11 protein-coding genes are annotated in these 13,574 nt (G+C 65.1%); 2 read left to right on the top strand and 9 right to left on the bottom strand.

Going from position 1 to position 13,574, the window contains the following annotated elements:
• Positions 1–464: 464 nt before the first annotated feature.
• The 5 genes from ACYP5B_RS05320 to ACYP5B_RS05340 all read right to left on the bottom strand — a co-directional run bounded on the left by ACYP5B_RS05320 (position 465) and on the right by ACYP5B_RS05340 (position 3,925).
• Complete coding sequence (locus ACYP5B_RS05320) at positions 465–695, bottom strand: hypothetical protein (RefSeq protein WP_459568850.1); 231 nt, start codon at positions 693–695, stop codon at positions 465–467.
• 126 nt (positions 696–821) lie between these two features.
• The gene (locus ACYP5B_RS05325; protein ID WP_459568852.1) at positions 822–1,061 is read right to left on the bottom strand and encodes a hypothetical protein; all 240 of its coding nucleotides are present in this window, start codon (positions 1,059–1,061) and stop codon (positions 822–824) included.
• Between the two features lie 302 nt (positions 1,062–1,363).
• Positions 1,364–1,981: a hypothetical protein gene (locus ACYP5B_RS05330; protein ID WP_459568881.1), complete on the bottom strand. Its 618-nt coding sequence runs from the start codon at positions 1,979–1,981 to the stop codon at positions 1,364–1,366.
• 346 nt (positions 1,982–2,327) lie between these two features.
• Positions 2,328–2,450 carry an MFS transporter small subunit gene (locus ACYP5B_RS05335; RefSeq protein WP_459568854.1) on the bottom strand — a complete coding sequence of 41 codons (123 nt, stop codon included), beginning with the start codon at positions 2,448–2,450 and terminating at the stop codon, positions 2,328–2,330.
• Between the two features lie 32 nt (positions 2,451–2,482).
• A complete protein-coding gene (locus ACYP5B_RS05340) occupies positions 2,483–3,925 on the bottom strand; it encodes an L-lactate MFS transporter (protein ID WP_459568856.1) in 1,443 nt (480 codons plus the stop codon).
• 298 nt (positions 3,926–4,223) lie between these two features.
• Between ACYP5B_RS05340 and ACYP5B_RS05345 the strand changes: the two genes are divergently transcribed.
• Positions 4,224–5,627, top strand: coding sequence for a sigma-54-dependent transcriptional regulator (locus ACYP5B_RS05345; RefSeq protein ID WP_459568857.1), 1,404 nt, complete (start codon positions 4,224–4,226; stop codon positions 5,625–5,627).
• Positions 5,600–7,660 carry a sensor histidine kinase gene (locus ACYP5B_RS05350; protein WP_459568858.1) on the top strand — a complete coding sequence of 687 codons (2,061 nt, stop codon included), beginning with the start codon at positions 5,600–5,602 and terminating at the stop codon, positions 7,658–7,660. Before ACYP5B_RS05345 ends, ACYP5B_RS05350 begins: the two co-directional genes overlap by 28 nt.
• Positions 7,661–7,721: 61 nt before the next feature.
• Here ACYP5B_RS05350 and fdhE read toward each other — a convergent pair whose 3' ends face one another.
• From fdhE to fdnG, 4 genes are read right to left on the bottom strand one after another with little or no spacing between them, the layout of a single operon-like run.
• Complete coding sequence (fdhE, locus tag ACYP5B_RS05355; RefSeq protein ID WP_459568859.1) at positions 7,722–8,585, bottom strand: formate dehydrogenase accessory protein FdhE; 864 nt, start codon at positions 8,583–8,585, stop codon at positions 7,722–7,724.
• A complete protein-coding gene (locus ACYP5B_RS05360; protein WP_459568860.1) occupies positions 8,582–9,247 on the bottom strand; it encodes a formate dehydrogenase subunit gamma in 666 nt (221 codons plus the stop codon). Before ACYP5B_RS05360 ends, fdhE begins: the two co-directional genes overlap by 4 nt.
• Before the next feature lie 13 nt (positions 9,248–9,260).
• Positions 9,261–10,151 (bottom strand): formate dehydrogenase subunit beta, encoded by an 891-nt coding sequence (gene fdxH / locus ACYP5B_RS05365; RefSeq protein WP_459568861.1) that lies wholly within the window; start codon positions 10,149–10,151, stop codon positions 9,261–9,263.
• Complete coding sequence (fdnG, locus tag ACYP5B_RS05370; protein ID WP_459568862.1) at positions 10,148–13,237, bottom strand: formate dehydrogenase-N subunit alpha; 3,090 nt, start codon at positions 13,235–13,237, stop codon at positions 10,148–10,150. The genes fdxH and fdnG overlap by 4 nt, the downstream gene beginning before the upstream one ends.
• Between the last annotated feature and the right edge of the window lie 337 nt (positions 13,238–13,574).

A 13,574-nucleotide genomic window follows, 5' to 3' on the forward strand; every position in this document is an offset into this window, starting at 1 on the left:
GGCACGTGGGACCAGTGACCACGATCTCCACCGGCCGGCTGAGGGAGCAGGCATGATGCGTCGCGCCGAGCGCGCGGAGGCTGAGGTCGAGGCGACTCCCTGGCTGCTTCTGATCGGGAAGAGACCGGGTGGACGCGCAGCTCCGCGTAGCAAGCCGGGCTGATAGTGTGCCTTTTTGTCGCCAGTCAATCAGCATGGTCGTAGCTCCAGTGCTAAGAATTTGCGGCACATGCTGCGGTTCGCTGAGGATTCCAAAGGGCGAGGACATTGTCTACGCAGTGGGTAGACAATTGAGTTGGAGATGACCCGCTCAAACGCGAGTTCTACCGGAAGGCGTGCCGCAATGGGGGCTGGTGGCACCCTCATCACTCGTGCGGGCCGAACTCGAGGCAGCATAGCAAGCGCGCGGCGCTACAAGGGGGACTGGACGCCGAGCGCCAGGCCCACGCTGCCACGCAGGCACGTCAGGAGGAGGGCAGCGCCAGGCTGAGGCGCTCGAGCGGCAACTGAGTGATCTGCGTACCCAATTCTCGACGGAACTGGAACGCAAGCGCGAGCAGGTCGTCGTCGCGCAGGAGCGGGCCAGTGCGACCGAGCGCCGCGCTGCGCGAGATCGACCAGGAGCGCACGCTGCGCCAGAAGGGCGAGCAGGCGGTCGCAGAGCTGCGCACCGAGCTGGCAGCCGCGGCTGACATGTTGGGATCCCGAGCGCGCGCACACTTTATGCGGGCGTATCCGACGGAGCTGATGGCGGCGGAGCCTGCGCCGCTTTCACCCCGGCTGCCTCGGTAGTCCCTTGTGGGCTTTCCGCACTGATATCATCATGCCTCGTCGTCATCTCGGTATATAGCGGCAAGCTCTTGCTTTGCTGAGGCAATCTCACCTTCTAGAGTGTTGATAACGGCATCCATGGCGTCTGTGCCAGCGTCGCGCGTCATTGCGTAGATCTCGGTCAAGTCCGCTTCGTGGGGCTCCAGTGCAATATCTGTGCGAAGCGCTGCTATGAGCGGAGCCGTTACCTGCGACACCTTCGGCATGTGCTCTTTGAAGGCAAGGAACATGGCGAGTTGCGCTCGATCTCCAGGCCGTCGCTGATTTGGTCGAAGGCATCGAAACCGGATGGCCAGTGTAAAAGGCCGCTGGACGCAAAAATAGCCAGGCGCTTGGGAGTGCCTGGCATTCGGGTAATGCCTGTCGAGGTAGGTCGCCCGGACACCTTACTTTAGGATGCCGTCGTCTCCGCAACTGCAAACTATTGTCACGGCCACCTTTGGGTGGCTTTTTCATGCTCGCCGCGCGCGGGCATATTTCTACAAGAGGAATTCGGCGCCGAACGCCAGGCCCACGCGGCCACGCAGGCGCGTCAGGAGGAGGGCCAGCGTCGAGTGGAGGCGCTTGAGCGGCAGTTGCAGGAGTTGCGTACCCAATTCTTGACGGAACTGGAACGCACGCGCGAGCAGGTCGCGGTGGCGCAGGAATGGGCCAGCGCCACCGAGCGCCGCGCGCTGCGCGAGATCGACCAGGAGCGCATGCTTCGCCAGAAGGGCGCGCAGGCGAGGGCGCAAGACGCCGCCGTGGCAGGGGCCGAGGCACGGGCGCGATTGGAGGCCGAGCGCGACACGCTCAGCCGGCAGTGGGTGGCGACAGAGCAGGCACTCATGCAGGGGCAGGGGGCGCAGGAGCGCCTGCTGGCCGAACTGGCCGAGGCGCTGCGGCGGGCCGAGCGCGCGCAAGCCGAAGCCACCGCGACGCGCGTGACCACCAGGCGCCGGGCGCCGGTGACGCGCACGAAGTTCAGGGCGTGCTGCTGGAACACCCAGCTCACGGTCTCGAGATAGAATTCGGCCGGCAGGTCCATCGCCGCAAAATAGTCGGTGTAGAAGGCCCGGATCGCCTCGGCCTTGGCCGTCTTGCCATCCAGCTTGTACTGGTAGGCCTGGATCAGCGAAGCAATATGCCGATCCAGAAGGAAACCGTGAATCCGAACTGGATTCGAGCGAGTTCCAGCGCTGTGAGTCCGTGCATCGATGTGCTCTCCGTGGGGTTGCCGCCGGCACGACGGCGTGTCGCGCGACACTACGGACAAGCGTAGGGACTACAGCCTGCCCGCGAAGGATACAGTTCTTGCGGAACCGCTAAAGCTCAGTTTGCAGAGCCGGAAGAAGCGCTTACCAGGCGCCACAAAGCAAATACAGATAGCGCTATTGCGCGGGATCACAGTCATGGATGGATCCCGCTGCATCGACGATCCGGAACCAGCTCCATGGGCTGCGCCGGCGGCCGCTGCATTGACGGATCGGGATGCAGCGGACGGCCGGCGCGGGCGCTCAGCTGAACAGCGTCATGGCCTTGCCGAGGGTCGACCAGATGCCCGCGCCCAGCGGGATGAGCACGTAGGCCCAGAACGCGAGCAGCAGCAGGGTCTTGCCGAAAGTGCGGTCGTTTTGCATGGCTGGGGTTCCTGTGTGTTGGGGAATGGCGTTCAGGCGGCGCTGGCCACTTCGCGCAGGTGGTGGCGCTCATGCACGGGCCGGATCAGCAGGTTGCAGACGAAACCCGCCACCAGCAGGCCTGCCATGATGTGCAGGGTGTCGACGTAGACCTCCGACCTGGGCACGCCCATTGCCAGCTTGTGCTCGCGGATGTAGTTCACCAGCACCGGCCCGGCGATCCCGGCGGCGGCCCAGGCGATCAGCAGGCGGCCATGGATGCCACCGACGTAGGCCGTGCCGAACATGTCGGCCAGATAGGCCGGAATGGTGCTGAAGCCGCCGCCGTACATGGTGAGGATCAGGAAGTAGCAGACCACGAACAGGGCCACGTTGCCGGACGCGCCGACGGCCGGCACGGCCATGTAGAGCGCGGCGCCGAAGGCGAAAAAGATGGCGTAGGTCACCTTGCGGCCGAAGTAGTCGCTGGCGGAACTCCACAGGAAGCGCCCCGTCATGTTGCCGATGCTGAGCAGGCCGACAAAGCCGGCCGCGGCGGCGGCAGTGATGGTGCCCTTGAAGGTTTCCTGGATCATCACCGCGGCCTGGCCCAGCACGCCGATGCCGGCCGTGATGTTCAGGAACAGGATCAGCCATAGCAGGTAGAACTGCGGCGTCTTCAGCGCCTGGTCAATATGCACGTTGGCGTGCGTGACCATCTTGCTGGCCTTGGCGGTGGGCACGTAGCCCGGGGGCGCCCAGCCCGGGGCAGGGATGCGGATGGCCAGCGCGCCGATCGACATCGAGATGAAATAGACCACGCCCATGACGAGGAAGGTCTGCGCCACGCCCGCGCTGGTCGCGCTCTTGAAGTGGTTCATCAAGGCGACCGACAATGGCGCGCCGATCATCGCGCCGCCGCCGAAGCCCATGATCGCGAGCCCGGTGGCCATGCCGCGGCGGTCCGGGAACCAGCGGATCAGCGTGGAGACCGGCGACACGTAGCCGAGCCCCAGCCCGACCCCGCCCAGCACGCCGTACCCCAGGTACAGCAGCCAGATCTGGTGCAGCCAGATGCCCAGCGCCGACACCAGGAAGCCGCCGCCGAAGCAGCACGCCGCCGTGAACATGGTGCGGCGCGGCCCGACCTTCTCCAGCCACTTGCCGGCAAAGGCGGCCGAGATGCCGAGGAAGAAGATCGCCAGCGAGAACACCCAGCCCAGCGTGGTTAGTTGCCAGTCGCCTGGGGCGGACTGCGTGACGCCGATGATCCGGGTCAGCGGCTCGTTGAAAACCGAGAAGGCATAGGCCTGGCCGATGCACAGGTGCACCGCCAGCGCGGCAGGCGGCACCATCCAGCGGTTGAAGCCCGGGCCGGCGATGATGGCCTCCTTGGAGAAGGCTGAGGGGCGCGACGATGGCCGGGACGGCGGCGCATGTTGGGACCGCTGCTGCGAGGATTGCGACGGCGTTTGCGCTTGCGCGGGATATGACATGAAGTTGTCTCCTACCTGGAAGTGGCAGCCTCTTTTTGCGCGTGGTGCGATGGGCTGGAGTGCGTCGTTCAGCAAGACCTGTGCCCATGGCGGATTCCGTTTGCCGTCAATGGTTTGCAGCGCGCTGACGGTGCCGCCAGGCGAAGCCGTGGACAAAATGTCCTGGCGGCGGCCCCTCGCCCGGGCCAAACTGTCCATCTGCGGCCGCGATTTCCGCGGCTGGCTCGGTTTACTCCCAATACAGGCGGACAGCGCACTGTCGATAGACTCTCCTCTTGCCCCCGCAACAACTAAAGTGATGAGCGAACGACAAAGCAACGCAGCCGAACCAGACAACTGGCAGCGCCGCGCGATCCTGGTGGTGGACGACGAGGCCGGCATGCGTTCGTTCCTGTCCCGCGCGCTGGAAGGCAAGGTGGACAGCGTAGTGACGGCCGACAGCGCCGAAGCGGGCGCCGCGCTGCTGGAGCAACGCCATTTCGACCTGATCCTGCTCGATGTGGCGCTGCCCGGCATCAGCGGGGTGGAGTGGCTCAAGGCACTGCGCGCGGCCGGCAACCCGGCCGATGTGATCCTGATGACCGCCTTCGCCGACATGGACACGGCGATCGCCGCACTACGCTCGGGCGCAGCGGACTTTATCGTCAAGCCGTTCCGCGTCGACCAGATGCTCAATGCCATCCGGCGCTGCTTCGACCGGACCCGGCTCGCGCGCGAGAACTACCTGCTGCGCCGCGAGCTGGACAAGTACACCATCCACAAGCACTTCATCGGCGAGTCGGAAGCCATGAAGAAGGTCATGGCCCTGGTCGCGCGTGTGGCGCCGATGCCATCGACGGTACTGGTGACGGGCGAGTCCGGCACCGGCAAGGAAGTGGTGGCGCGCGAGCTGCACCGGCTCAGCGGGCGGCAGGGCCAGTTCGTGCCGCTGAATTGTGGCGCGATGGCGCCCGAGATCATCGAAAGCGAATTGTTCGGCCACGCCAAGGGTGCCTTCACCGGCGCGGCCGGGGCGCGTCACGGCCTGTTCCTCTATGCCGACGGCGGCACGCTGTTCCTGGACGAGATCTCGGAGCTGCCGTTGCCGATGCAGGCCAAGCTGTTGCGGGTGATTGAAGACCGGCGCATCCGGCCGCTCGGCAGCGAGCGCGAGATTGCCGTGGACGTGCGCATCGTCGCCGCCGGCAACCGCAACCTGGCCAGCGAGGTTGCCGCCGGGCGCTTCCGGCAGGACCTGTACTACCGGCTCGACGTAGTGTCCGTCGCCATCCCGCCGTTGCGCACGCGGCCGGAAGACATCGTGCCGCTGGCCGAGCATTTCTCGGAGCAGTTGTCCGCGCAGCTCGGACTGCCCCCGGTACCGCAGTCGCCTTCATTGATCCGGCTGCTCAAGGGCTATGACTGGCCAGGCAATGCGCGCGAGCTGCGCAACCTGGTGGAGCGGGCATTGATCCTGGGCGAATACCCGGTCGAGTTGCTGGCGCAGCATGCCGATCCGGCGCAGGCCGGCCTGCCGGAAGAGGCCTGCGAGGACGCAGCCACGCCGGCCGACGACGCCACATTGCTGGAGGCGGTGGAGCGGCGGCACATCCTGCAAGTGCTGGCGGCGGAGGGCGGCAACCGGGTGGAAGCAGCGCGCCGGCTGGGCATCTCGCGCCGCACCCTGGACCGGAAATGCCTGCAGTGGGGCCTGCGTCCTTGAGCCCGGCCGCACTGCTGCGCTGCTATCGCGCCTCGCTGCGCGCCAAGCTTGTGTCGATCGTGGTCGCGCCCCTGCTGGTGGCGCTGGTGGCGCTGCTGCTGATCATGGGGTTGTGGGGCAATCGCGCGTTCCAGGCGTTGCTGGCCTACAAGGTCAACAGCGACCTGCTGGTCGCCCATGAATACTTCGAGCATATGGTGGGCGGCGTGGGCGATCGTGTCCTGCAGGAGGCAAGGTCGTATGCGCTGGTGGACGGACTTGGCCGCCGCGACGCCTTGCCCGGCATCATGGCCGACGCGCGGCGCACGCACGGGCTCGATTTCCTGCAGCTGCTCGATCCGCAAGGGCGGCTGCTAGCCGCTGCGCCGGCCGGCGCGGCAGGGTCGGACTACGCCGCCTGGCGCGTGGTGACCAGCGCCGTGGCCGGCCGCGCGGACGTCGCCACCGACGCCTGGTCCGCCACGCAGCTGACCGCTGTCTCCGGCGAGCTTGCCCGGCGCGCACAGGTGGCGCTGCGCCCCACAGCCAATGCGGCCCCCACCGACAAGACCCTGGAAACCCACGGCATGGTGGTGCATGCGGCGGCGCCGGTGTTCGACGAAGCGGGCAAACTGGTGGCGATCCTGCACGGCGGCACGCTGCTGAACAACAACCTCGGCTTTATCGACACGATCAACGCGCTGGTCTACCAGCCGGAATCCCTGCCCCGCGGCAGCCAGGGCACGGCGACGCTGTTCCTGGACGACACACGCATTGCCACCAATGTGCGGCTGTTCCATGGCGAGCGGGCGCTGGGCACGCGGGTCTCGCGCGAGGTGCGCGACAAGGTGCTGCTGCGCGGCGAGAAATGGCTGGACCTGGCCTTCGTCGTAAGCGACAGGTACATGAGCGCCTATGAGCCGATCGCCGACAGCCGCGGCCAGCGCATCGGCATGCTGTACGTGGGCTACCTGGCCAGGCCGATCAGCCAGGCCAAAGACCTGGCGCTGGGCGTGCTGGTGGGCTTGTTCCTGCTGCTGGCCGTGGCCGGGGCGCTGTTTTCGCTGCTATGGGCCAGGCGCGTGTTCGCGCCGATGGCACGGATGGTCGGCACCATGCGCGCGCTCAAGGCCGGCGATACGGAGGCACGGGTAGGCCCGGTGGGCAGCGAAGACGAACTGGGCCAGCTTGCCGGCCAGTTCGACCAGTTGCTGTCGGACCTGCAGCAGCGCAATGCCCAGCTCAAGGACTGGGCGGACTCGCTCGATCGCAAGGTGGCCGAGCGCACCCGCGAGCTGGAGGAATCCAACGCCGTCTTGCGGGCTGCCCGGCAGCAGCTGATCACGTCGGAGAAGCTCGCCGTCGCCGGGCAGCTTACCGCCGGCGTGGCGCATGAAGTCAACAATCCGATTGCCGTGATCCAGGGCAACCTGGACGTGGCACGCGAGATCCTGGGCCCGGCTGCGGAACCGGTCCGGCATGAACTGCGGCTGATCGACGAACAGGTCCGCCGTATTCAGCTGCTGACCAACCGGCTCCTGCAGTTTGTCCGTCCAGAAGCCTACGCCGGCAGTATCGAGAACCTGGATGTGGGCGAGGTCGCGGCAGGCTGCGTCGAACTGGTCCAGCATATGCTGAAGGGCGCCGCGATCCGGGTCGAGCTGGACTGCCAGGCCACGCGGCAGGTGCGCATCAGCCGCAGCGAACTGCAGCAGGTGGTGGTCAACTTGCTGACCAATGCCATCCACGCCATGCCCGGGGGCGGCACGCTCACGCTGGGTACGCGCGATTGGGACGGGCAGGGCGTGACGCTTTATGTGCGCGACACCGGCCAGGGCATCCGGGAAGAAGACCTGCCCAACCTGTTCAACCCGTTCTTCACCACCAAGAAGCAGATGGGAACCGGGCTGGGTTTGTCGATCAGTTATGCGCTGGTGGAGCGGTATGGCGGCCGCATCACGGTGGAAAGCACGCTGGGGCAGGGCGCCGAGTTCATCGTGTGGCTGCGCGACGACGGGCTCCCGGCGCAGTCAGAGGCAGGCGGCGAAGTGTGATGACGTGGCAAGCGGCAGCGCCATGCCGCTCGATCACGCGCGCATCGCGTCGGGCAGGGCTTCATCCCGGCAGAGCGAACGGATTGAACCCGGTGCGTTGATAGCCCTCCGCCGTCACAGCATCGTCCAGCGCCAGGGTGGCCAGGTCATCGGCCACGGCCTCGGCCTGCGGGTCGCGTTCCAGTGAAATGACCTTCAGATAACCGTGGCACACGCCGCAGCTTTCGGCGCGCACCGTGGCTTCGGCAGTGTCGAAGCTGAGGTAGTCAAGGTCCGAGGCATCGCCACAGTTGGTGCATTTCGCCCGCACCATGTGCCACTCGCTCTCGCAGAGTGCGCAATGCAGATAGCGCATGCTCTGGCGATCGCCGATCAGGATCAGGCTTGCCACGGGGGCAGTGCCGCAGACCGGGCAAGACGCGTGCTCGGCCAGGCCGCTGGCGGGCACGGGAGCGGCGCGCGCGGCGCTGGCACATTGCAGCGAGAGCGCAGCCCAGAGGAAGGGAGCGATTGCCGCCGGCACTGCGTCAAAGCGACCCTCGGTCAGCGCCTGGGCGGCGCCAAGGCGCGCATCCGCGGGGAGGGCGCGCAGTGCCGCAAGATGCGGGGCGACCGGGGCGGGAACATCGTGTGCAAGCTGCTCAATCAGCCGATCAAGCAGGGGGCCCCACTGCCCCTCCTGCGGGAAGGCTCTGGCATTTACTGGTCCGGATCCACCGGCCTCGGGCAGAAGCGATGCCTGCACCTCCGCCACGCGGGCGGCCAGACGGAGGTAGTCGGCAAGGCCGTGCCCTTCGGCCAGCGCGCGCAGGCGCGCGGCGCGGCGGCCGTAAAGACCGGCAAGGTCTGGCTGGAGCAGCGGGGTGAAATGCCGGGAGGCCTCGCCCGATGGCAGTGCTCCCGGCGTTGTCTGATGTTGGTTCATGCCTCGTGCCCCTTCGCTTTCGCCGCTTTCGACTCTTTCGCCTTCAACTCGCCATACCAGCGGTCATGGTGTTGCCTGGCCCAGGCGCGCGAGACGTAGCCCGTCACCATGCCCGTGATCGAGCCGCGGACCCAGATTGCCAGATAGATGTGGCCCACAATCAGTAGGATCAACCCGATCCCCGCGACGGAATGGGCCAGGATCGCCAGACGGAGCACGGAAATCGGGAAGTACTCGGCGAAATAGGCGCGCCACATGATCAACCCCGATATCAGCAGGACCAGTATCGAAGCCATGATGAGCCAGAACAGCACCTTCTGGCCGGCGTTGTACTTGCCGATCTGCAGCGGTTCGCCGCCATGCTTGTTCAAGAGCACTTCCCTGGCGCGGCGGAACCAGATCGCGTCGGTGCGCGCGGGCAGGTTGTAGCCGACGAAGCGCACGAACATGTAGCAAAGCCCCGCGAATACCGCGATGCCGAGAAAAGGGTGGAGCAGCCTCGCCATCTGCGGCGTGCCAAGTAAGCCGCTCATCCAGCTCACCGTCGGGAAGAACCACGAGATTCCCGAAGCCGCCGCGAGGAAGAAGCAGAACACCATCGCCCAGTGACACAGCCGCTCGGCGAATCTCGTACGCAGGATCCTGTCGTTGTTGGTCGCCATTTCCGGTCTCCGCTTATGCCGCACCGTCAGTCGGGGCGTCGTGATCGTCTGTTTCGGTGGTGTTGGGGCCAACCGCCATGAAATGCGCCGCCATTCCCACCACGGCCGCCGCGCCGACGACGGCGGCGACGGGTTTCAAACCATCCTTCCAGCCCGAGACGACCGAGCTGATCTCCGGGGCCTTCGGCAAGCCCGCGTAACGCTTCGGGTCGTCGGCATGTTGCAGCACATACATCACGTGGGTGCCGCCGACCCCCGCCGGGTCATACAGGCCGGCCTTGGCATAGCCGCGCTCGTTCAACTCGGCCACGCGCTCGGCGGCGAGGGATTGCATCTCTGCCTTCGAGCCGAAGGAGATGGCGCCGGTCGGGCAGGTCTTGACGCAGGCAGGCTCCTGCCCGACCGAGACGCGGTCCGAGCAGAGCGTGCACTTGTAGGCCTTGTTGTCCTTCTTGGAAATGCGCGGCACATCGAAGGGGCAGCCCGCGACGCAATAGCCGCAGCCGATGCAAAGGTCGGACTGGAAGTCGACGATGCCGTTCGCATATTGCACGATGGCGCCGGGCGCCGGGCAGGCTTTCAGGCAGCCGGGATCCTCACAATGCATGCAGCCGTCCTTGCGGATCAGCCATTCCAGCTTGCCCGCCTGGTCCTCATGCTCGGTGAAGCGCATCAGGGTCCAGGTATTGGGCGACAGATCGCGCGGATTGTCGTAGACGCCGACATTCTCTTGCACGTCGCCGCGCAGGTCGTTCCATTCGTTGCAGGCGACCTGACACGCCTTGCAGCCGATGCAGATCGACACGTCGATCAGCTTGGCCACTTCCATCTGATGGTCGCGGATTCGAGGGGCCGGCGTCAGTTCCGACGAGGCGGAGCGACGGATGATGTTCTGCGAGTTCATGCCTGTGCTCCCGTCATCTTTTCAATGTTTACGAGGAATGCCTTGAATTCCGGGGTTTGCGAATTGGCGTCGCCAACGCCCGGCGCCAGCGTGTTGGCGAGATAGCCCTTGCGGGTCGCCCCCTCGAAGCCCCAATGGCAGGGGATGCCGATCTGCTCGACCGCCTGCCCGGCCACCTGAAGCGTGCGCATGCGCTTGGTCACCACGGCCTTGGCAGTGATATGGCCGCGTTTGGTCGTGATCTTCACCGTGTCGCCATGGGCGATGCCTTTGTCCGAGGCCAGCTTTTCGCCGATCTCGACGAATTGCTCGGGCTGAAGCATGGCGTTCAGATGCGAGTGCTTGGTCCAGTGGCGGAACAGTTCCGTTATCGAATAGGTCGTGGCGACGTAGGGGAACTCGGTGCGGTTGCCCATCCGCTGCGCATCGTTCTGGAAGATGCGGGCGGTCGGGTTGTGGGTGACCTTTTCGTGCAGCGGGTTTTTCGCGATCGGGCTCTCGACCGGCTCGTAATGCTCGGGGAAGGGGCCGTCGATCATGCCGCCGACCGAGAACAAGCGCCCCACGCCTTCGGGCAGCATGATGAAGGGTCCGACGGGTGTGCCGGGCGCCGCAGTGAGCGGAAAGTCGGGCACGTCCGCGCCCACCCATTTCTCGCCGTTCCAATGCAGGATCTGGCGTTTGGGGTCCCAAGGGTTCCCCATCTCGTCCATCGAGGCGCGGTTGTAGAGGATGCGGCGGTTCGCAGGCCAGGACCAGGCCCAGCCCGGCGTGTTGCCGAGGCCGGTGTCGGTGTTGTCGCGCCTGGCCATCTGGTTGCCCGCCTCGGTCCAGGAACCGGTGAAGATCCAGCAGTAGCTTGAGGTCGTGCCGTCGTCGCGCAATTGCGCGAACGAGTCCAAAAGCTGACCCTTGCGCAGGATCTTTTTCCCGGTCTCTTCGAACACGTCTGCCAACGCGTAGCCGTTGGCTTCCTTGGCCATTTCCTCGGGATGGGGGCTGTAGGGATCGTGATAGGTCTCCTCGTCCCAGGTCATGTGCAGCACCTGCTCAGGACAGGCGCCGCCTTCCTTTTCGTAAAGCCGCCGCAGTTCCATCATGATGCCGCCGAGGATGGCCGGATCATGCCGCGCCTCGCCCGGCGGCTGCTGGCCCGCGTAATGCCATTGCAGCCAACGGCCGGAGTTCACGACGGTCCCGTCTTCTTCGGCAAAGCAGCTCGACGGCAGCCGGAAGACCTCGGTCATGATCTCTTCGGTCTTGACGTCGTTGAACTTGCCTTCGTTGCGCCAGAAGTTAGAGGTCTCGGTCACCAGCGGGTCGATGACCACGAGGAACTTCAGTTTCGACAGCGCGGCCGAGGACTTGTTCTTGTCAGGCATCGCCGCCAGGGGGTTGAACCCCTGGACGACATAGCCGTTGACCTTGCCCTCGTACATCAGGTCGAAATAAGCCAGCATGTCGTAGCTGCGGTCCCATTTCGGCAGCAGATCAAAGGCCCAGTTGTTCTCCGCCGTGGCATGCTTGCCGAACAGGTTCTTCTGCAGTGAGACGAAGAATTTGGGCAGGTTCTTCCAGTAGTTCACCTGATCGGGCAGCATGGCTTTTGGCGTGGCATCGGCCAGGAATTGCTTCAGCGTCTGCTGCCTGTCGATGGGCAGGTCCATGTAGCCCGGCAGCCGAACCGACAGAAGACCAAGGTCGGTATAACCCTGGATGTTGGAGTGTCCGCGCAGCGCGTTCACGCCGCCGCCGGACATGCCGACATTGCCCAGGAGCAGTTGGATCATCGCCGCGCCGCGGATGATCTGCGCGCCGCCGGTGTGGTGCGTCCAGCCGAGCGCGTAAAGCCAGGTCAGCGTCTTGTCCTTCGCCGAGCACGAGCCGACGATCTCGGCGATCTGCAGGAAGTCGGCCTTCTTGACGCCTGTCGTCTCCTCGACCTTCTCGGGCGTGTAGCGTGAGACGTGCTTCTTCAGCAGGCTCAGCACGCAGCGCGGATGGCGCATCGAGGGATCGCGTTTCGCGTTCCCCGCCTTGTCGAGTTCATAGTTCCAGGAGGATTTGTCGTAGGCGTGCTTCTCGGGATTGAAGCCCGAAAACAGCCCTTCGTCGAATCCAAAATCCTCGCGCACGATCAGGGACGCGTTGGTGTAAGCGCGCACGTAGTCGTGCTGGATCTTGTCTTTCTGCAGAAGCCAGTTGACCATACCCATTAGGAAGGCGGCGTCCGACCCCGCCCGGATCGGCGAGAAGATATCGGCAACCGAGGCTGTGCGGTTGAAGCGCGGATCGATGACGATGACCTTGGCCTTGTTCTTGATCTTGGCCTCGATCACCCATTTGAAGCCGACCGGATGGGCCTCGGCCGGGTTGCCGCCCATGACGACGACGACATTGGCGTTCTTGATGTCCACCCAGTGGTTCGTCATCGCGCCGCGGCCGAAGGACGGCCCCAGCGCCGAAACCGTTGGCCCGTGACACAGGCGCGCCTGGCAGTCCAGGCCCAGCATGCCCAGGGAGCGGGCGAACTTGAAGTCGAGAACCCCCGTTTCGTTGGAGGCCGCCGACGAGGCGAGCATGCCCGAGCTCAGCCAGCGGTTCACTAACAGGCCCTTCTCGTTGCGCGCGATGAAGTTCTTGTCGCGGTCGTCCTTTAGCAGGCGGGCGATGCGCTTCGTCGCATCGTCCCAACTGATGCGCACCCACTCCTTCGACCCCGGCGCGCGGTATTCCGGATACAGCAGCCGGTTTTTCGAATGGACGATGTCCAGCAGCCCCGCGCCCTTGGGACAGAGCGAACCACGGCTGACCGGGTGATCGGGATCACCCTCGATGTGGAAGATGCGGGGCTTCGCGTTCTTGGCGCCGTCACCCAGCGAATACATCAAGAGGCCGCACCCGACCGAGCAATAGGTGCAATTGTTGCGCGTCTCTTTCGCACGCAGCAGCTTGTAGGGGCGCACGCCGGCCGGAGCCTGTGCCCAAGCTGTACCCATGCCCAAGGCCGAGGCCGAGACGGCAACAGACCCAACGCCAAGAATTTTGAGGAACTGTCGACGTCCGATATTGGTGGGTTTAGTCATCGTGGTCTCATCGTCATTTCTTCTTCCGCCCATCCCGGCTACCAGGGTTGGGGGTCTCCGCTAGGAATGTCTGATAAGGTTTGCTGACGCGTGTGCCGAAGCCTCTGCGCATGGTGTTCCGCGGTTGAACTGAGAGCCATCCTTGAACTGACTCGTCGCCTTGGCCGGCGTGTTGATTGCCTCCAGGCGTTGGGACATGTCACCGCGGCCCAGAGAATCACCGGCAAGACCAGCACCTTCCGCCCAAAGATATCCGCCTGCCCACTTAAGGTAAATTCAGCAATTCTTTGCCCACCTATAAGTGATTCCTTAAGTGGCGGCTTTCTGAGCAGATTCG

Source organism: Cupriavidus sp. 8B (assembly GCF_054589115.1).